The organism is Flintibacter muris, assembly GCF_943192995.1.
Classification (GTDB): Bacteria; Bacillota; Clostridia; order Oscillospirales; family Oscillospiraceae; genus Lawsonibacter; species Lawsonibacter muris.
In genome coordinates, this window is the sequence record NZ_CALPCP010000054.1 from 1 (window position 1) to 17,895 (window position 17,895).

A 17,895-nucleotide genomic window follows, 5' to 3' on the forward strand; every position below is an offset into this window, starting at 1 on the left:
TCCTCATCACCCGAGAGTATTTTACCACATTTCTCGCTTCTCCGCTACTTCTATTTTCTATCTTGGTGAAGTACTAGCTATTTTTTTGAATTGGCTTGATGATCATAGTACGTCATTTGAGGCGGCTACTAACCATCACGTTCGACAGTTCTTACAACACTTAGTTTTTGGACATCTACAGGATGAAAAGATATTATCTGTTCAATCTACTATAAGTAGTTCAACACTTAAATCCTATATTACGGTGATAACTAGCTTTTACAGATGGTTGGATGAAATCAATCAGACCGAAATGTTGTGGCACAGTAAGAGTATAAGGGCAAACAAATTCTTTTTATATGGCCAAATATATAACTATGAATACAGCTATTTGGTAGATGGGTACGTTGCTATGCTAGTGCTTTCGTAAATTGATGATTGCCATTCCACCCTCACTTTCCCTGGGGATGGTCGGCGTAATAGCGGCGGAGATTGCACAGGCCACGGCGGATGGACAGGCACACGTTGCTGTTGTGGACGCGCTCGCGGTCTGCAATCTGCTGCTGGGTCAGCCCACCCAGGTAGTAGGCGCAGATGCGGCGGGCCTGAGTGGGGGTGGCGTAGGCCAGGGCCTCCCGCAAGGCAGCGGCCAGCCGGTCACGCTCGGCCCGTTCCTCAGCCAGCATGACAAGTTGCTCCGGGGACGGACTGTGTTCCAGGGCGTAGTTCTCCGTCCAGTCGTAAGCGTCCAGCGAGTAGTAGGCCCGGTGATACCGCTTGCGGCGCTCATAGTTCCGCATTTCCCTGACGGACTGGCACAGCACGTCAAAGACTTCCTCGCTGACCTCCACCAGTTTGTCCTGCTGACAGTGGGGATAGTGGAGCCGTAGGTTGATGACTTTCATTTTGACCTCCAAAATGACAGGAGGGACAAACAGCCGAAACTGCTTGTCCCTCCCGGTGATGGAGCTAACGCCCCTCACCTTATAGCCCACTTAGGGGGTCTGCCGTACACCCTATTTCCAGAGTTTCCAGAAAATATTTTTGACAGCGTTGATAGACTTTCCAACTGCGCTTTTGGTACAGCCGCACATCTCGGCAATCTCCGCATAGCTGAAATCGTACAGCGCATAGATCAAGAACCGCTCCCGCTGGGTGTCGGTGCAGAGCGACAAAACCGCCAGAATTTCATCCAGCGTTTCCCGCTGGCAGACCAATTCCTCTGGGGTGGCGCAGTAGGGCAAGCGGCCCTCGGCGGCGATTATGTACTCGTCATATTCGCGCCCGTCCCAATACCGCTGACGCTCCCGGTAGAGTTTCCGATTGTTCCGTTTGACCTGTTCCAGATAGTCAGCAACTTCGGCGCTGACCTCAACAGACACAAACCGCCCATTGATTTTGATGGTAATTTCCATTGTCCTTTCCTCCGTTCAGATTTTTGGGGTCTGAACGGAGAGGGCGGGGAGCGGCAGCGGGGCCGGTGTCGCTGGCCTGGAAATACAAAAGCACCCGGACGGCACAAGGCCATTCGGGTGCTGGGTGTAACATTATGAGCCGTCAGGGAACGACTGTTTTCGCAAGTCTGGGTGGAGTTCGCCGCTGTGGGGGTAAGACTTTTTTTGATAAATACCTATCTACCTTTTGTCGCATGGCGGCGTCCTCCTATGTGCCGCCGGTGGATATAAAAATGGCGGCTTTGAATAATCAAAACCGCCGCTGGAAAGAGCGTTTGGACACGGGGAATCGGCCTGCCCAGCAGCGGTTTTTTCTTTTCTGCCGCTGGGCAGATCATTTACTTTAGAGATATAATAAGAGAAGTTTTTGAAGATTTCATAAAGATTTGCAAAAAATGGGTGGCCGTAAAAGCCACCCATCCTATCAAAATGGAATTTTCAAAATTACTTTTGCACCACCTGTACTTTTGGAGTTTTCTAAGACAAGCTCACCACTATGTTGTTCCATAATGGATTTTGCAATATATAGGCCCATACCAAAGTGTAGCTTTGAATTACGGCTTTGATCGTCCATAAAAAATTGTTCTTGCGCGTGCTGCAACGCTTCGTTAGAAAATCCGCCCCCCTCGTCCGTGACTGAAATTTCAACGAAATTGTCTTTTCCACAGACATCTATATGAAGTGTTCCATCTTGCGGGGAATAGTCCAACGCATTATTTACCACATTTTGAATAGCACGTCCTAACAAAACCTTATCTGCGGTTAGCTGCGTTGGAATATCTGACATACTCATTCGCAGATGAATTTCTTTTGTTCTGCACAAAGCATCTATTGATACCTTCACTTGCTTTAGATAATCAGGAAGATTAAAAATTTCTTTATTAAGCTGATACCCTGTTGAAGCCGTAGACAGGTCTATCAGGGTTTTAACATAAACTTGCATCCGTGTATAGCTGTCTGTGATGTAGTCAGCACATTCCTGTTGCTCTGTTGTTAAGTCAGTTTCGTACAACAATTCTGTATTGCCACGGATGATGGTTAGCGGTGTTTTGAGATCATGTGCTAATGCAGAAATCTGTTCTTGCCGCAGTTTTTCAGCCTGCCACTGCTCTGTAAGCGATTTTTTTAGTGCCAGTTTCATGTGATCGAGTGCACCAAGAGTTAAGTCGATTTCATATAACTGGCTTTTTTCAACCTCAAAATTCAAATCCTGCTGTTCAATTTTCTTTACAGCAGTCAGCAATTTATCCATTTTGTTCCCAAGATATTTTCCGAATAAATATGACAAAACAATCAAGAGAAGCAGAATTTCCAATATAATGACAGCAATCAAAACCCAATCTGCCGAAGGAAATATTCTATGCAGCAGTGGATTGCTGAACTGGGCTGTCATTCTATACCTTAAAATCAGTATTTCGTCAGTCCTGTCTATCACAGCATACAGATAAGGCTTGCTGCTTGTCTGATTGTTCACAATGCACATTTTCCAAACGGAAGCTGGTTCTTCCTGATCGAGCGAACCGCCAATATACTTTCCGTCTTTTGTGAAAAGGGCATATTCACAAAGGGGGGGTATTTCATTTTCTGTAATCCGATCTGTGGATTGTAAACTTCCCCTCGCATTTTCTATTTCTGCGCTCATTCTATTTATAGGGTATATAAATCCAATTTCAACTTCAAATAGATAGAGGGCTATGTTGACAAAAGCAACCAGAAAAACACCAAGCGCAAGAAATATCGCATACTTCATAAAAACAGTACGCAGTTTTCTTACACCCATTTATAGCCAACCCCCCAAATTGTTTCAATCGTTGACAAGTGAAATTCAGCTAACTTCCCGCGTATATTCTTGATGTGAGTAGAGATAACAGAACTATCACTTTCTCCGTCAAATCCAAAGACCGCCTCATAGATTTGCTCCCGCGTAAATGTTTGTCCATGATGCCGCGCCAGATATTCGCATATTTCGTACTCACTTTTTGTCAACGGAACCTTTTTTGAGTTGATTTCAGCTTCTTTTGCATTGAGGCGGAAAATGACGCCGGATATTGAAAAACTGTTTTTCTTTTCTCTTACATCACGCCGCAAGTGAGCATTTACCCGCGCTCTAAGTTCGTTTGTCCCAAACGGCTTAGTAATATAGTCATCTGCTCCAAGTCCTAATCCCTGAACAATTTCACTTTCCTGCGTTTTTGCAGTAAGGAAAATAATTGGGCAATCTACACGGTCGCGGATTTGATTGCAGAGTTCAAAACCATCAATTTCCGGCATCATAACATCCAGCAAAATCAAGCCAAACTTTGAAAAATCCATTTCTGTAACTGCCTTGGCGTTTGATTGTAGTGTAACTAAATGCTGATCTTTTTCTAAAACGCGCCTGACAAGCTGGAGCATAGCCATATCATCATCCACTACCAATATATGCGCCATTATCTCACCTCTCTGTCCTGGTTTATATGTCCCGCTTGAGATGACTTCTTTTTCATGGCCCTATTTACGCTCCAAGGACATCTACATTACTGTTGCGCCAAAAGGCATCAGTGCCAGCTTTGCCATTTTGAAGCACTGTATTCCGAAAGGAATGCCGATAATCGTACAACACAAAAGCAACCCATTCAGCAGCGCCACCAATGCCAAAGGGATACCGCTGATAAGGAGCCACAGGATATTGGCAATCGTGGACATAGCACCGCCGCCATAATTCACATCTTTTCCAAAAGGGAAGAAAGCAAGTGACGCAAACTTAAAGCATTGGCGGCCAATCGGAATACCGATAATAGTAATGCTCCATAAAACACCGGCAACCAGCCAAGAAATTCCTTGCCACAGTCCGCAGCACAAGAACCAAATAATATTGCCCAACCAATTCATCAGTTCTACCTCCACCCTCAATCGGCTGACCGATTTCCGCTATATCTGGAAAACCAAAGGACTACAATTCCCATTATAGCACAAGTTGACAATATGCAAAAGATAATGCCAAAATCCATTCCAATCCTGTCTGGCGGCATTAGGCCAAAGGTAGTTTCCAGAACGTAAGAAGAAAAACGAATACCCCAACCATAAGGGATGACAAACCAGATGCCTGTGCCTAATCCTGTTTGGAGAAGCGCAACCAAAAGGCTCCCGAACACTCCAATTCCTATTCCAAAATTTTTACCAAATCGAATTGCCAATACGAAATGAATACCATACAGCAAAATGTTACTGCCCCAAAGGACAAGTGGAATTACTGTATAAAATCTGGAAGGAATTTCTGTTGTGCCGCCAACCAGTGGAAATAGCGCGCCAAATAGTACACTACTCAATACGGTTGCCCAAAGTCCAGTCACAAGCAAAATAGTCAATTTGGAAAGAGCGGCTTTCTGTCTGTATGGAAGTGTCAATATATTTTGAAAATGTCCTGCTTTTGCTTCCTGTTCTGCTGCAACATAGCAGACAATCCCGATTGCAAAGGGAAAAGCAACGGCCATGATCTGAAAATAAGCAGCCAGTTTATTGATGTCATCGCTTTGGGAAACGCCTGCATACAGTAACATCATAGCCGCCCCGCATACGGCAAAAATAACGTGCAGAAGGAAAAAGCAGGAATGACACAATTTGTATAAATCACTTTTCAAATAGCAGATATAGTTAGCCATTGGACTTTCCCCCACTTCCAAGCAATTTAGAGCAAATCCAAAAGGCGGCAGCAGCTAATGCCAAGCTAATAGCAAGAGCGGGAAAAATATGCTCAACAACCAATAACGGAGAACCGTCCTCAATGGGAAGTCCGTTAGGATGTATCTTGAAAAATGGGCAGACTACACGGGCAGGAATAGCGTATGGATTAAGAAAGAACCATGCTTTTTCTGCGCCAATAGTAGATGAAACAATATTCGCCACAAAAGTTATTAACACAGAGGGAAGATACCCTGTTTTGCTTGCAATCAGCATAATAAAAGGAAGTTGCCACAAGCAAGTAAGGAACAGCAGCATACAGCCGATTATGCTGTCCAGCGGTGTAATGTTCATAGTCGTAAAACTGGCAATTACCGTAGTAAATAACCACATGAGCAGATTGCTGATAAAAAGCACAGCAGTCAGGGCAAGCCCTTTGCCAATCCATATTTTCGCAGAAGGGAACGGCAAACAAACAATGTTTTGCAGCCCTGTATTTTTCTCACGGATAACAGTACCTGCGGCCCACAGTGCGATTACAACAGGAAGAAGCATAGTGTACCACCAGTTGTAAGCCGAATATTGTACTGCATGACTGCTCAATAAAAAGCCGACAAGTACAGTTGCCAATGGCGCACCAAAAATCAATTTCATCGAGAAGCTGTGCCGCATTTTAAGGAGTTCCGAACGTACAATCCCGAACATTACTTCTCACTCCTTTCCCTATGTGCGCCAACAACGTCCATAAAAATACTTTCCAGATCGTGGTTCTTATGGATTTCATTTTCATAGCCTAAATGTCCGGCGGATATAATGCCAATATGGTCAGCAATTTGTTCAACTTCGGAGAGTATATGACTGGACAATATGACGGTGATCCCTTTTTGCGGAAAACTTCTGATAAGCTCACGCAAATCTTGAATACCAATCGGGTCTAACCCATTTGTCGGTTCGTCCAAGATAAGCAATTTTGGCTGTGACAACAAAGCCAAGGCAATTCCAAGCCGCTGTTTCATTCCCAGCGAAAAATGGCCTGCCCGTTTTTTCCCAGTATTCTCAAGTTGCACAATACCAAGCACCTGCTTGATGCGGCTTTCTGGAAGCCCCAGGGCCAGTGTTCGGGCTTTCAGGTTTTCATAGGCCGAGAGATTTTCATAGAGCGGAGGCATCTCAATCAAAGCACCAATGTTTTCCAAATCTGCCCGGCTCCACGGATGGCCGTCAAATTCAATCGAGCCAGAGGTGGGACGGAGAATACCTGTAATCATTTTCAAGATAGTAGATTTCCCCGCACCATTCGGCCCAAGCAGCCCATAAATTGAGTTGCGCTGAATATTCAACGATACATTGTCTACCGCCATTTGTCCTTTGAAATTCTTGCAGAGGCTTGTTGTTTGCAAAATATAACTCATATTAGATACATCCTCTCTTGAGATTGTGGTCTAACGATACCAAATGATTTTGAAGATTTCTTGAAGATTTGACAAAAACTTCGGCACCCTAAAAAGTGCCGAAGTTGCATTTTATCAGAGCAATTCTCAAAATTGCCTTAGATGTATATTAACTCCGCAAAAATAATCTCCTCCACCTGGGCCTTACAGCAATTCATCAACCCCACCCAGCGCATGGGGTCACGGGCTTTCAAGTCCTCGGTGGCCCCGGCCTCCTTTGCCATTCCCGGCATCATGCTGTCCAGCAGGTCATGGGCGGCATCCTCCACTTCCAGCAGATGGGCATACAGCTTGCCCTCCATCACATACTCGGCCCAAACGATGGGACGATGCTCTTTCAGATACCGCAGACGCAGCAGACCATATTTGCCCAGGCCGCGCTTGGGGTACGGCTCCGCTGCCAGGTCGGGGAGGTAGTAATCGCCCACTTTCACATAGTCCAATTCGATTTTCATTGTGCTGCCCTCTCTCCCTTACGGGTCATCGTCTGGCACCAGCGCAATCACATCAGAAATATCGCAGTTCAGCGTTTCGCAAATCTTGATAAGGGTTGGCATGGAGATATGCTCCCCCTCGCCCATGTTGGCGATATGGTTCGTTGTCAAATGCGCTTGGAGCCGTAAATCTTTCTTGCTCATGTTCTTGTCGATCAGTGTTTTCCAAAGCGGTTTGTAGCTGATTTTCATAGCCTGTTCCACCTTTCCGGGCTGGGGCCAGCAGGAACAGCCCCGGCCCTATGGCCTTTTTACCATTATACCGCCCTTGTTGAGAAAACACAATGCTGTCTTGCAATTCTCCTCCAAAAACTGCGGCATACACAACGCATTTGTCTTTACATCAATTTAGGTGTCAAGTGCTTCATGCCCTGGGACTTGGAGCCAGCCCTGGGACTTGGAGCCAGGGTTATCCGACCCGTAGCCTTCCAGGAGATTGACGACGCCCCACACGCCCAGGCCAGCGCCCAGGGCCACAACGAGGGTCTGCAAGGTGGTGATAGCGGAAGAAAAGAACTCCATATAAACCTCCATATTCTCCGGGAATATCATCCCGGCCATGAAAAAAGCAGCCCTTGTCAGGCGGCAGGAACGCTCTGGACACGGTGTCCAGAGGTTATACAAAGGCGTCCGGGTCGTCCAGGTCGTCATAGTTGAAGATGTCCTCGTCCTCGCCTATGTCCGCCTTGTCCGGCACGTCCGCCTCGTACACGGTGTATTGTTCGCTGGGGTCCAGCTTGTCCATACGGCGCTGTATCAGGCGGGACAGGTCAAAGGCATTTTTCTTGTCTGCCTCCGCCGTATAGCGGTAATTGGGGTGCTGCTTCAAGTCGTACTTGGGGGAGAAAAAGGGCCGCAGCCCCCGGAGCTGTAAAATACATTCGTCTGATGCGCTTAGAGGGTAGAACTTTTCTTCTGTGAGGTATTCAAAGGATATTTCTTTTTGCCGCCGCCTGTTCCTGTCGCGCCATGCGTTGATAGCGGCATAGCGTATGTATTTCCTCCTGTGTGGCGCTTCTATTCTACACCACACAGGAGGTTTACACAAACTTTGGGATGTTCTCGCTCTGAACGGTAGTTTTGTTGTTGTCCTTGTGCGGGGTAGCCCTTCTCCCGAGCAGCTTTTTTGCTCTCCTGGGCGTGGATCGCCTTGAGCATTTTGGCCACCAACTTCACCTTAGAGCGCGGTGTCACAGAAAAGACATTGCGGTAGAAATGGACGGTACACCGCTGGTATTTGGTCTCCGGGAACACTTCTCCCACAGCCTCCAGCATACCAAGACACTTGTCCCCAACCACCAGCTTGACTCCGTCCAGGCCGCGGCCTCGCAGCCACTGGAAGAAGCTGACCCAACTGGCCTTGTCCTCTTTCATGCCCTCAGCGGCGCCTAAAACCTCACGGTATCCGTCCTCATTTACCGCAATCGCCACCAGAATGGCTACATTCTCATACTCTCCGCCCCAGTTCCGCCGCAGATAGATCCCGTCCACATATACATACGGATAGCGTCCGCCTTGTAAAGGCCGGTTGCGCCAATCCTCAATGTGGACATACGCTTTTTTGTTCAGTTCGCTGATGGTCGCTGGGGACACTTTGCTTCCCCACAGCGCCTCCGTGATGTCCTCTACTCTGCGCACCGAGACACCAGCCAGGTACATTTAAATGAGAGCTTCCTCCACACTGCTTTCACGCCGGCGATACCGCTCTATAATGGCCGTTTCAAAAGAGACTCCCTTCAGGCGGGGCACATGGAGCGTAACATCGCCGGAGGTGGTGGTAAGGTTTCGGCTGTAGTGACCACTACGGTACCCCTGGCGAGCCTCATTTCGCTCATACCGGGCTGCCTGAGTCAGCTTCTCCGCTTCCTGCTCCAACAGCGCATTCAGCGTTTCTTCCACGCTCCCGCGTACCAGCTCCTTAAGTTGACCCTTGATTACTTCTTCATTTAGCTGTACAATCTTCTCTGACATGGTTTGCTGTCTCCTCTCAGAATGGTGTGTCACTACTTCATTCTACCAGAGAGCTGCAAACCTTGTCTTTTTTTGCGCAACTTATTGTACCTTATCAATCAGCACCACGGAATACCGCAGGCGGAGCCGGCAAAAAGGATGGCGGCGGAGTATCCATATGATGATTCCGAAAAAATCATTTGTACAAAACATATGAAAAACTCGGAGCTCCCAGACAGGTTTTTGTAATCAAAACAAAGAACATACAACTTTATACATATTTAAAGAAAAGATGTTGAATCGAGATAGTGGTTATGCTAAATTGGGGATACCACAGGTGCGGGATGAAGCGACACGGCCCGTGTCTGACATAAAAATGGAAAAGGAGAATGATTATGAAAAAGAGAATCCTCAGCCTTGCCCTGGTTGGCGCTATGTGCGTGACGCTGCTCGCCTCCTGCGGCGGCAAGAAAAACGCCACCTGGAAGGTTACCTGCCCCTGGGCTCCCTCCGGCGTGGCCGCTATGGTGAGCCAGCAGGCCGCCACCAAGTCCACCAGTTATTCCGACACCATCACCCTGGTGGCCGAGGCCATCAAGGGCGACGCCGCCACCGTGAACACCTGGGTGGCCGATACCAAGGCCAACGACACCGAGCTGGTGTTTGTGGGCGAGGGCCTTCTGTCCATTACCTCCATCCTGGACCCGGACAAGATGCAGTTCGGCTATGAGGACTTCGTCTTTGTAGAGAATCTGTACTCCTCCATCTTCGTCCTGTCCGCCGACGCCAAGCTGAATATCAATAACATCGCCGACCTGAAGGCCTATGTGGAAGCGGGCAACGAGATCAGCGTGGCCGTCAACGGCGCCACCAGCTCCGAGGCCTTCCTGGCCGCCGCCCTGTTCGGCTCCATGGGCGCCGGCGACAAGCTGAAGCTCACCCCCTACCAGTCCGCGGCCGAGGCCGCCCAGGCCGTGGCCCGCGGCGAGACCCAGTTCGCCGTCTCCCACCAGTCCCAGATTCTGGAGACCTATCAGCAGAAGGGCGTGACTGTGGTGTGTGCCTTCGACGAGAATGATATCGCCAACGGCCCCTTCGAGGGCGTTGAGGGCGTGGGCCAGCACGGCTACCCCTACTTCCGCAACCGCTGCTTCGTCATGGCCCGGGCCGGCACCGATGAGGAGAAGGTAAAGGAGCTGAAGGAGCTCTACGGCAAGATTCTGGCCGACCAGGAGGTCGCCGACTGGCTCCACGACACCATGCTTCTGGAGGTGGACACCATGTCCGTGGAGGACGTGGAGGCCCATGTGGAAAACGTGAAGAATATCGTCAACGAGTATAAGGATATCGTTGCCGGCTAATCCGAACGCTGCGTATGTCATGCAGGGGATGGGATCGGGATCAGCCCCCGCCCATCCCCTGATTTATTTTGAAGTCCAGAAAGGAGGTCCCCCATGAGCAAATGGGTGGAGCAGTTTAACGGCCGTATGGATTCCTGGGGCCGGAAGCTGCATGAGAAAGAGATTCGTATCCCAGTCGATCTGGTGACCGGCGTTGTGTTTTTCCTTGTGGGCCTCGGCGTTTTGCTGGTCATGCCGGACCAGGTGGCAATTTCCGAGAAGGACGTGGTGAACGGACGGGCCTTCCCCACGCTTCTGACGGCGGTAATGCTGCTGTGCTGTGCCATGCTCATCGGCAAGGAGCTGTATAAGCTGGCCACAAAGCAGCCCCTGAACTGGAAGGTGATCAATATTCAGGTGGAGATCAAGGCTCTGGTGATCCTGGGCATCCTGGTGGTTACCTATCTGCTCAGCAAGCTCACCGGCCTGTTTGTGGTGGGCGCGGTCTTCTGCTGTCTGGGCTTTCTGCTCTACTTCCGGTGCCGGAAGAGGTCCTACTACGTCATTACCCTGGTGCTGGCGGTGGCTATCTGGGCCGCTTTCCGCTTCGCCTTGGGCGTGGACTTTTAAGGAGGGGGACGGCTTATGCTTCAGCATATCATTCCGGCCACCGGCCTGCTGTTTACGCTGGAAAACATCCTGTGGATCAATATCGGCGTGTTCATAGGCTCGGTCTTCGCGGCCATCCCCGGTTTGAGCGTCATCCTGTGCGTCATCCTCTTCCTGCCCGTCACCTACTCCATGTCCGCCATCCCCGGCATGATGTTCCTGCTGGGCATCTACTGCGCCGGCGGTTACGGCGGCAGCGTGTCCGCCATCCTTATCAACACCCCCGGCACTCCCCACGCCGCGGCCACCATGCTGGACGGACACCCCCTCTCAGAGCGGGGCCGTACCAAGGCGGCACTGAAAATCGCCCTGTACGCCTCCACCTTCGGCGGGGTGTTCTCCGCCCTGATGCTGCTGTTCCTGGGTCCCCAGGTGGCGAAAATCGCCGCTCAGCTGGGCACGGCGGAGTACTTTATGGTCTGCGTCTTCGGCCTGACCATCATCGCCGGCGTGTCGGGCAAGAGCATGATTAAGGGCCTGATCTCCGCCTGCCTGGGCCTGCTCATCTCCTGCGTGGGCTCCGACCCCATGACCAGCTATGACCGCTTTACCTTCGGCATTCCCCGGCTGTACCTGGGGCTGGACCTGGCTATCTGCCTCATCGGCCTGTTCGCCCTGGTGGAGATTATGGCCAAGGCGGAGCGCCGGCTGGACCGGCTCAACCTGGACGCCACCCAGATCAAGGACGACGGAGTCATCACCAAGGCGGAGTATAAGCGCATGGCCCGGCCTGTGCTGCTCTCCTCCATCATCGGCGTGCTGGTGGGCATCATCCCGGGCACTGGGGCGTCCGAGGCCTCCTGGTTCAGCTACAACACCGCCAAGAATATGTCTAAGCACCCGGAGGAGTTCGGCCATGGCTCCGTGGAGGGCATCGCCGCCGCCGAGTCGGCCAACAACGCCGTCACCGGCGCCACCCTGATCCCCCTGCTCACCCTGGGCATCCCCGGCGATGGCACGGTGGCCATTATGCTCTCCGCCCTGATGATCAACGGCCTGAACCCCGGCCTGAGCCTGTTTACCACCCAGGGGGACATTATGTACGCCATTATGCTGGGCCTGATTCTGGTGAATATCTTTATGTGCCTCCAGGGCAAGTTCCTCACCACCCTCTTTGCCAAGGTGGTATCTATTCCCCAGGAAATCCTCACCCCCATTATCGTCATTTTCTGCTTCGCCGGGGCCTATTCGGTGAACGGGAACTACTTCGATGTGGGCGTGGCCCTGATTTTCGGCATCCTGTCCTGGGTTCTGCGCAAGCTGGAGCTGCCCCCGGTGCCCATCCTGCTTGGCCTGGTGCTGGGCAGCATGACCGAGACCAACTTCCGCCGGGCCCTGCTCATCTCCAACGGCAATCCTGGCATCTTTTTCAGCAGCGTCTACTGCATCATCTTCCTGGTCCTCATCGTGGCGGCGGTGGGCACCATTGTCCGTGGCAAGATGAAGGAGCGAAAACCCAACCCACAGAAGGAGGACTGACAAATGCCCAACAACATTATTTTCTACTTTACCGACCAGCAGCGCTGGGACACCTGCGGCTGCTTTGGCCAGCCCCTGGACATCACGCCCAATCTGGACCAGCTGGCCCGGGAGGGAGTCAAGTTTGACAATGCCTTCTCCCCCCAGCCGGTGTGCGGCCCCTGCCGGGCCCTGTTCCAGACGGGCAAGTGGCCCACCGAGACGGGCTGCTTCCGCAACAATATCATGTTGCCCGCCGGGGTAAAAACCCTGGCCAACTACATTGAGGAGGCGGGCTATGAGACCGCCTACATCGGCAAGTGGCACCTGGCCAGCGACGGGGAGCTGGAGAAGCCCCCCAGGATTGACCACACCATCACCGCCATTCCCCGCCAGCTGCGGGGGGGCTACACCGGCTTTTGGCGCGCCGCCGATGTGCTGGAGTTCACCTCCCACGGCTACGACGGCTTTGTCTTTGACGAAAACGACCGCCGTATCGACTTCAAGGGCTACCGGGCCGACCGCATTAACGACCTGGCCCTGGAGTTCTTCGACCAGTACGACGGGAAAAAGCCTTTCTTTATGACCATCTCCCAGATTGAGCCCCACCACCAGAACGACCGGAAGCACTACGAGGGGCCGGAGGGCTCCAAGGAGCGGTTCAAGGACTTTGTCCTGCCCGAGGACCTGAAGGCTCTGGGGGGCAACGGGTTGGAGGAGTACCCCGATTACCTGGGCCAGTGCGCCAGTCTGGACGAGAACCTGGGCCGCCTGGTAGCCAGGCTGAAGGAGAAGGGGCTGTATGAGAGCACGGTCATCATCTTCGCCTCCGACCACGGCTCCCACTTCCTCACCCGCAACCGGGATTCCCACCTCAACGGCTACGACGACTACAAGCGCTCCTGTCACGACGCGGCCCTCCATGTGCCCCTGGTCATTGCCGGCGGGCCCTTCAAGGGGGGGATCGCCGTGGAGGAGCTGGTGAGCACCGCCAGCCTGCCCAAGACTATCCTGGCCCTGGCCGGGGTGGATGTGGGAGACGCCATGATCGGGGAAAACCTCCTTGACGTGGTGGAGAAAAAGGACGATAATAGACCCAACGAGATTTTCGCGCAGATTTCCGAGAGCCGGGTGGGCCGGTGTATCCGCACGGCCCGGTATACCTACTCTGTCTACGCCCCCGGCGTTGACGGCGGGACGGCGGCGGCGGCGGACCGGTATGCCGACGACTTCCTCTACGACATGGAGAAGGACCCCTACCAGCTGAACAACGTGGTGGCCGACCCCGCCTATGTCCAGGTGAAGGAGGAGCTTCGGGAGCGGCTGCTGGACTGGATCCAACGGGCGGAGGGAAAACGGCCCGAGATTACAGACTGAGGAGCTGCGCGGTTTGGCGAGGTGGGCGGCATGAAGGAGCTGGACGGAAAGTCAGAGACGGTCTATCTTTGGGTACGGGCCTATATTGAGGAGAATAAGTTTTCCAGCAGCACGAAAATCCCCTCGGAGAACACCCTGAGCCGGAAGCTGGCTGTCAGCCGGGAGACGGTGCGCCGGGCTCTGGAGCGGCTGACCGAGGAGGGGCTGCTCCTCCGGGTCAAGGGCAGCGGTACCTACATCAATAAGGAGGAGGCCCTGTCCTGGGAACTGGGCGGGAGCGGCGGAAAGCTGAAAATCGGGCTGATTCTCCAGGGACAGGACGGGAACGCAAACTCCAGCCTGATGGAGGGCATCCGCAGTGTGCTGTCTCCCGACCAGGTGGATTTGCGCACCTTTCTAACGGACAACAAGTTTGCCAACGAGCGGCACTGCCTCCAGACCGTCATCAACCAGGGTTTTCAGGGCTTTATCGTGGACGGAGTAAAAGCCAGTCTGCTTAACCCCAACCTGGATTGCTACCAGAAAATCTACCAGAAGCGGATTCCCGTCATTTTTTACAACAACTATTACAAAAATCTGAAGTGTCCCCGGGTGGTAGTCAACGACCTGCGGTGCGCCGAGGAGCTGATTAGCCTGCTGATCAGACAGGGGCACCGGAATATCGCGGGGATCTTTGTCTCGGACAACTACCAGAGCATTGAGAAGTTTCAGGGGATGGCGGCCACCCTCCAGAAAAACGGGGTGGAGTATCAGGACGACTATACCAAATGGTGCGTCTCCGACGAGGCCCACGATCTCAGCTTTGCCCGTTCCATCGACCGCTTCCTCAAGCGCCTGCCCCAGTGTACCGCCGTGGTCTGCTGCAACTACATGATCTACCGGCTGGTACGGCAGGTGTTGGAGAAGCAAGGAAAGCGGGTGCCTGAGAACTGCTCTTTGGTGTGCTTCGACTATTCCAGCGAGGACTGGGAGGCGGAGGGAGTCACCTGCTCCGTCCACCAGGGCTACCGAATCGGGCAGGAGGTGGCCTCCCGGCTGACGCGGATGATCCAGAACCGGGACTGCGACGATTTGGGCTATACCTGTGTCCTGCCCCCGGAGATTTATGTGGGCCGGTCTGTCGGCCCCGCCGTAAAATAGACAGTGCGGGCCGCCCTTATGGGGCGGCCCGCATCAAAAGGAGGAGCTTCCATGCCGCCCCTGAGTATTTTGCTGAAGCCGGCTTCCAGCGGCTGCAACCTGCGCTGCGCCTACTGCTTTTACGCCGACGAGGCCAGTATCCGCACCGTGCCCAATTACGGCCTGATGCCCCGGGAGGTGGGCCATGCCCTCATTGAGAAGGCGGTGGGGGCGGCGGAGGGCTCCATTACATTTCTGTTCCAGGGCGGCGAGCCCACTCTGGCGGGACTGGACTTCTACCGGGATTTTGTCTCCCATGTGAAAGAGACGGCCCCCGGCGGTCTGGCGGTTCAGTACGCCATTCAAACAAACGGGACGCTGCTGGACGGGGACTGGTGCCGCTTTTTTCAGGAAAACCGCTTTCTGGTGGGCCTGTCCCTGGACGGGAACCGAGTGTGCCACGACCGCTTCCGCCGGGATGGGACGGGAAAGGGTACCTACGACCGGGTGATAAAGGCGGCCCGCCTGCTGGAGGAGACCGGGGTGGAGTACAACGTTCTCACAGTGGTGACGGGCCATCTGGCCAAGCATATCCAGAGCGTCTTTTCCACCCTGTGCAAGGGGGGCTTCCGCTTTCAGCAGTACATCCCCTGTCTGGACCCCCTGGAGGAAACGCGCGGAGGCCAGGGTTATTCCCTGTCTCCAGAGCAATATGAGAGCTTTTTGAAGACCCTGTTCGACCTGTGGTATCGGGAGCTGCAGCAAGGCCGGTATTGGTCTATCCGGTATTTTGACAATCTGGTGTGGATGCTGGACGGGCACGCCCCGGAGCAGTGCTCCATGCGGGGGTACTGCGGTTTGCAGTATTTGGTGGAGGCGGATGGAAGCGTCTACCCCTGCGATTTCTATGGTCTGGACCAGTACCGGCTGGGGAATATTCTTTCAAACTCCTGGGCTGAACTGGACCGGGGGCGGGAGGAGCTGGGCTTTGTTGAGATGTCTCTGCGTGTGCCGGAGGAATGTAAAAACTGTCAGTGGTATCCCCTGTGCCGCAACGGCTGCCGCCGGGACCGGACGGTGGAGGAGGACAGGCCGGGACGCAATTACTACTGCCGGGCCTATGCCGGATTCTTTGCCTATGCCCTCCCCCGCCTGCGTCAGGCGCAAAGTATGCTAAGATCGAGGTGATCCTATGCTGATATTTTTCCTTGTGGCCCTGGGGGCCAGCGCTGTGGGTGCCATCTGCGGCATTGGCGGCGGGGTCATCATCAAGCCCGTGCTGGACCTGCTCCATCTGGCGACGGTGTCCACCATCAGCTTTTCGTCCGGCTGCACTGTACTGACCATGAGCTGCTACTCGGTGGGCAAGTCGCTTCTGGCAGGGGAGAAAAGCGTCTCTCTGGATGTGGGGACGCCGTTGGCTGTGGGAGCGGCGGCGGGCGGCCTGCTGGGCAATCAGCTTTTTACGCTTGTGCGGGATCTGTCGGATACCCCCAACCGGGTTGGGGCGGTTCAGTCTGCCTGTCTGGCCGCCGTCACAGTGGGGACGCTCCTGTACACACTGAATAAAGCGCGCATCCCTACGCACCGGCTCCAAAACAAGGTGGCCTGTGCCGCCATCGGTCTGGCGCTGGGCTGTATGTCCAGCTTCCTGGGGATCGGCGGGGGACCCATCAATCTGGTGGCGCTATATTTCTTTTTCAGTATGGACACCAAAGCAGCCGCCGCCAACAGCCTTTACATCATCTTTTTCAGCCAGCTATGCAGCCTGCTGACCACCCTGATTACCGCCTCTGTCCCGGAGTTCCGCTGGCCGGTGCTGGCGCTGATGGCGGCGGGAGGGCTGGGAGGAGGTATTTTAGGCAGAAAGCTGAACCGGCGGATGGACGGCAGGGCGGTGGAACGGCTGTTTATTTTGCTGATGGCAGTGATCATCTGCATCAGCCTTTTTAACACATGGCGGTATTTGACCTGTTAAAACAGGTTCTATTGTTTGTATCAGCGTACACACCACGCCGAAAATATGCGCCGAAGGGGCAGGGACAGCCGGCGTTTGGTATCCGTCGCTGTGGACATGGTAGTGTAGTGGATGGCATCCAGAAATGCCACCGCATACATGCTCTCCAGCAGCCGATGCTGCCATTCTTTCGCCACGGGGAGAATCTTGTCTGTGATCCGGCTCTCACCGTTGTGTCTGAAACTTCCAACCATAAATGTCCCGTATATGTGCCTCGATATCCCCGGTACTCATACCTTTTATGTGCATGGACAGAATCTTTTCCTTAATGTCCTGGCTGACGCTGGTCTGATTCTTCTTCAGCAACCGCGGTTCAAACTTACCCTTCCGGTCCTGGGGAACGGAGATTTCCGCCTCTCCATAACTGGTACGCAGCTTCTTCGAACTGTACCCATTCCGGCTGCTTTCTGTTTCCTTGTTCTTGTAGCCGTACTTGCTGCAGCCAAGTTCCTCGGTTAGTTCCGCTTCCAGACCATCCGCCATGAACTCGGCAATCGTCTCTTTGAACAGGTCCTGGATGTCCGCCATGCTGCGCCCGGCGCTCCTGTTCTTCCGGGCTGCGTTCCTTCCTTTTTCCCATTATGGAAGCCAGCAGATTATATGTCTTGGCAAGGGAGCGCGTGAGCATATCGGCAAAGTCCGCGGCATTCACATCCCAATTGTCCCGAAAGCACTTCACTGCCTCCTATAAACAAGAAGGTAATGTCAAGAATGATGCGCAAAATAGTTTGCAGGCTCTGGCGAATAAAATCAGCCAGCAGTAGAGGCATCCTCCATGGCAGGCTCTAAGTGCCTCATATTCATGTACTTCTTGTTGTCCCACTGGGTGCCAGCTACATGTCGGAGCCTTGCACAGACCAGCATCAAAGCAGAATTGCCATCCGGGAAGCAGCCCACTACTCTGGTGCGGCGGCGGATCTCCCGGTT

General features: G+C 53.0%; 20 protein-coding genes and 4 pseudogenes. 9 read left to right on the top strand and 15 right to left on the bottom strand.

Features of this window, described 5'->3' with window-relative positions:
• Positions 1–409, top strand: a 409-nt coding sequence (locus NFS22_RS21170) for a hypothetical protein (protein ID WP_338148051.1), incomplete at its 5' end; no start/stop codon positions are given.
• A 22-nt stretch (positions 410–431) separates the two neighbouring features.
• Here NFS22_RS21170 and NFS22_RS21175 read toward each other — a convergent pair.
• Positions 432–884 carry an RNA polymerase subunit sigma-24 gene (locus NFS22_RS21175; RefSeq protein WP_251319672.1) on the bottom strand — a complete coding sequence of 151 codons (453 nt, stop codon included), beginning with the start codon at positions 882–884 and terminating at the stop codon, positions 432–434.
• Between the two features lie 111 nt (positions 885–995).
• Positions 996–1,394 (bottom strand): RNA polymerase sigma factor, encoded by a 399-nt coding sequence (locus NFS22_RS21180; RefSeq protein ID WP_251319673.1) that lies wholly within the window; start codon positions 1,392–1,394, stop codon positions 996–998.
• A gap of 134 nt (positions 1,395–1,528) precedes the next feature.
• On the opposite strand from NFS22_RS21180, the gene NFS22_RS21185 reads away from it, so the two are divergent.
• Entirely contained in the window at positions 1,529–1,780 is a 252-nt protein-coding gene (locus NFS22_RS21185) for a hypothetical protein (protein ID WP_251319674.1), read from the top strand.
• Between the two features lie 77 nt (positions 1,781–1,857).
• Here NFS22_RS21185 and NFS22_RS21190 read toward each other — a convergent pair whose 3' ends face one another.
• The 11 genes and pseudogenes from NFS22_RS21190 to NFS22_RS21240 all read right to left on the bottom strand — a co-directional run.
• Positions 1,858–3,213: a sensor histidine kinase gene (locus tag NFS22_RS21190; protein WP_251319675.1), complete on the bottom strand. Its 1,356-nt coding sequence runs from the start codon at positions 3,211–3,213 to the stop codon at positions 1,858–1,860.
• On the bottom strand, positions 3,204–3,863 hold the full coding sequence (locus NFS22_RS21195) for a response regulator transcription factor (RefSeq protein ID WP_251319676.1): 660 nt from the start codon (positions 3,861–3,863) through the stop codon (positions 3,204–3,206). Before NFS22_RS21195 ends, NFS22_RS21190 begins: the two co-directional genes overlap by 10 nt.
• Positions 3,864–3,944: 81 nt before the next feature.
• On the bottom strand, positions 3,945–4,304 hold the full coding sequence (locus NFS22_RS21200; protein ID WP_251319677.1) for a YccF domain-containing protein: 360 nt from the start codon (positions 4,302–4,304) through the stop codon (positions 3,945–3,947).
• A 17-nt stretch (positions 4,305–4,321) separates the two neighbouring features.
• Positions 4,322–5,074 carry a lantibiotic immunity ABC transporter MutG family permease subunit gene (locus tag NFS22_RS21205; RefSeq protein ID WP_251319678.1) on the bottom strand — a complete coding sequence of 251 codons (753 nt, stop codon included), beginning with the start codon at positions 5,072–5,074 and terminating at the stop codon, positions 4,322–4,324.
• Positions 5,067–5,798, bottom strand: coding sequence for a lantibiotic immunity ABC transporter MutE/EpiE family permease subunit (locus NFS22_RS21210; RefSeq protein WP_251319679.1), 732 nt, complete (start codon positions 5,796–5,798; stop codon positions 5,067–5,069). The genes NFS22_RS21205 and NFS22_RS21210 overlap by 8 nt, the downstream gene beginning before the upstream one ends.
• On the bottom strand, positions 5,798–6,505 hold the full coding sequence (locus tag NFS22_RS21215) for a lantibiotic protection ABC transporter ATP-binding protein (RefSeq protein ID WP_251319680.1): 708 nt from the start codon (positions 6,503–6,505) through the stop codon (positions 5,798–5,800). Before NFS22_RS21215 ends, NFS22_RS21210 begins: the two co-directional genes overlap by 1 nt.
• A gap of 137 nt (positions 6,506–6,642) precedes the next feature.
• Positions 6,643–6,999: a TnpV protein gene (locus NFS22_RS21220; RefSeq protein ID WP_251319681.1), complete on the bottom strand. Its 357-nt coding sequence runs from the start codon at positions 6,997–6,999 to the stop codon at positions 6,643–6,645.
• 18 nt (positions 7,000–7,017) lie between these two features.
• Positions 7,018–7,230 carry a helix-turn-helix domain-containing protein gene (locus NFS22_RS21225; RefSeq protein WP_251319682.1) on the bottom strand — a complete coding sequence of 71 codons (213 nt, stop codon included), beginning with the start codon at positions 7,228–7,230 and terminating at the stop codon, positions 7,018–7,020.
• Between the two features lie 183 nt (positions 7,231–7,413).
• A pseudogene (locus tag NFS22_RS21230) lies at positions 7,414–7,560 on the bottom strand (Maff2 family mobile element protein); the annotation flags it as partial.
• Between the two features lie 94 nt (positions 7,561–7,654).
• Positions 7,655–7,924, bottom strand: a pseudogene (locus NFS22_RS21235) (VirD4-like conjugal transfer protein, CD1115 family); the annotation flags it as partial.
• Positions 7,925–8,085: 161 nt separating this feature from the next.
• Positions 8,086–9,009 (bottom strand): annotated as a pseudogene (locus tag NFS22_RS21240) (IS256 family transposase); the annotation flags it as partial.
• Positions 9,010–9,383: 374 nt separating this feature from the next.
• Between NFS22_RS21240 and NFS22_RS21245 the strand changes: the two are divergent.
• The 7 genes from NFS22_RS21245 to NFS22_RS21275 all read left to right on the top strand — a co-directional run bounded on the left by NFS22_RS21245 (position 9,384) and on the right by NFS22_RS21275 (position 16,929).
• Positions 9,384–10,349 (top strand): type 2 periplasmic-binding domain-containing protein, encoded by a 966-nt coding sequence (locus tag NFS22_RS21245; protein WP_251319684.1) that lies wholly within the window; start codon positions 9,384–9,386, stop codon positions 10,347–10,349.
• A 93-nt stretch (positions 10,350–10,442) separates the two neighbouring features.
• Positions 10,443–10,958, top strand: coding sequence for a tripartite tricarboxylate transporter TctB family protein (locus tag NFS22_RS21250; RefSeq protein ID WP_251319685.1), 516 nt, complete (start codon positions 10,443–10,445; stop codon positions 10,956–10,958).
• Between the two features lie 15 nt (positions 10,959–10,973).
• The gene (locus NFS22_RS21255) at positions 10,974–12,476 is read left to right on the top strand and encodes a tripartite tricarboxylate transporter permease (RefSeq protein WP_251319686.1); all 1,503 of its coding nucleotides are present in this window, start codon (positions 10,974–10,976) and stop codon (positions 12,474–12,476) included.
• Positions 12,477–12,479: 3 nt separating this feature from the next.
• Positions 12,480–13,832: a sulfatase family protein gene (locus NFS22_RS21260; protein ID WP_251319687.1), complete on the top strand. Its 1,353-nt coding sequence runs from the start codon at positions 12,480–12,482 to the stop codon at positions 13,830–13,832.
• A gap of 30 nt (positions 13,833–13,862) precedes the next feature.
• Positions 13,863–14,972: a GntR family transcriptional regulator gene (locus NFS22_RS21265; protein ID WP_251319688.1), complete on the top strand. Its 1,110-nt coding sequence runs from the start codon at positions 13,863–13,865 to the stop codon at positions 14,970–14,972.
• A gap of 51 nt (positions 14,973–15,023) precedes the next feature.
• Positions 15,024–16,139, top strand: a complete 1,116-nt coding sequence (locus NFS22_RS21270; RefSeq protein ID WP_251319689.1) for an anaerobic sulfatase maturase — start codon at positions 15,024–15,026, stop codon at positions 16,137–16,139.
• A gap of 4 nt (positions 16,140–16,143) precedes the next feature.
• The gene (locus tag NFS22_RS21275) at positions 16,144–16,929 is read left to right on the top strand and encodes a sulfite exporter TauE/SafE family protein (RefSeq protein WP_251319690.1); all 786 of its coding nucleotides are present in this window, start codon (positions 16,144–16,146) and stop codon (positions 16,927–16,929) included.
• A gap of 53 nt (positions 16,930–16,982) precedes the next feature.
• On the opposite strand, the pseudogene NFS22_RS21285 reads toward NFS22_RS21275, so the two are convergent.
• Together NFS22_RS21285 and NFS22_RS21290 are read right to left on the bottom strand one after the other, a co-directional pair.
• Positions 16,983–17,499, bottom strand: a pseudogene (locus tag NFS22_RS21285) (transposase); the annotation flags it as partial.
• A 219-nt stretch (positions 17,500–17,718) separates the two neighbouring features.
• Positions 17,719–17,895, bottom strand: a 177-nt coding sequence (locus NFS22_RS21290) for a transposase (RefSeq protein ID WP_251319693.1), incomplete at its 5' end; no start/stop codon positions are given.

Coding starts and splice junctions, on each gene's coding strand:
- NFS22_RS21210 (WP_251319679.1), bottom strand. CDS start 5,798: ATGTTCGGGATTGTACGTTCGGAACTCCTTAAAATGCGGCACAGCTTC.
- NFS22_RS21220 (WP_251319681.1), bottom strand. CDS start 6,999: ATGAAAATCGAATTGGACTATGTGAAAGTGGGCGATTACTACCTCCCC.
- NFS22_RS21175 (WP_251319672.1), bottom strand. CDS start 884: ATGAAAGTCATCAACCTACGGCTCCACTATCCCCACTGTCAGCAGGAC.
- NFS22_RS21215 (WP_251319680.1), bottom strand. CDS start 6,505: ATGAGTTATATTTTGCAAACAACAAGCCTCTGCAAGAATTTCAAAGGA.
- NFS22_RS21260 (WP_251319687.1), top strand. CDS start 12,480: ATGCCCAACAACATTATTTTCTACTTTACCGACCAGCAGCGCTGGGAC.
- NFS22_RS21185 (WP_251319674.1), top strand. CDS start 1,529: ATGAGCCGTCAGGGAACGACTGTTTTCGCAAGTCTGGGTGGAGTTCGC.
- NFS22_RS21190 (WP_251319675.1), bottom strand. CDS start 3,213: ATGGGTGTAAGAAAACTGCGTACTGTTTTTATGAAGTATGCGATATTT.
- NFS22_RS21195 (WP_251319676.1), bottom strand. CDS start 3,863: ATGGCGCATATATTGGTAGTGGATGATGATATGGCTATGCTCCAGCTT.
- NFS22_RS21200 (WP_251319677.1), bottom strand. CDS start 4,304: ATGAATTGGTTGGGCAATATTATTTGGTTCTTGTGCTGCGGACTGTGG.
- NFS22_RS21250 (WP_251319685.1), top strand. CDS start 10,443: ATGAGCAAATGGGTGGAGCAGTTTAACGGCCGTATGGATTCCTGGGGC.
- NFS22_RS21265 (WP_251319688.1), top strand. CDS start 13,863: ATGAAGGAGCTGGACGGAAAGTCAGAGACGGTCTATCTTTGGGTACGG.
- NFS22_RS21245 (WP_251319684.1), top strand. CDS start 9,384: ATGAAAAAGAGAATCCTCAGCCTTGCCCTGGTTGGCGCTATGTGCGTG.
- NFS22_RS21275 (WP_251319690.1), top strand. CDS start 16,144: ATGCTGATATTTTTCCTTGTGGCCCTGGGGGCCAGCGCTGTGGGTGCC.
- NFS22_RS21180 (WP_251319673.1), bottom strand. CDS start 1,394: ATGGAAATTACCATCAAAATCAATGGGCGGTTTGTGTCTGTTGAGGTC.
- NFS22_RS21205 (WP_251319678.1), bottom strand. CDS start 5,074: ATGGCTAACTATATCTGCTATTTGAAAAGTGATTTATACAAATTGTGT.
- NFS22_RS21225 (WP_251319682.1), bottom strand. CDS start 7,230: ATGAAAATCAGCTACAAACCGCTTTGGAAAACACTGATCGACAAGAAC.
- NFS22_RS21255 (WP_251319686.1), top strand. CDS start 10,974: ATGCTTCAGCATATCATTCCGGCCACCGGCCTGCTGTTTACGCTGGAA.
- NFS22_RS21270 (WP_251319689.1), top strand. CDS start 15,024: ATGCCGCCCCTGAGTATTTTGCTGAAGCCGGCTTCCAGCGGCTGCAAC.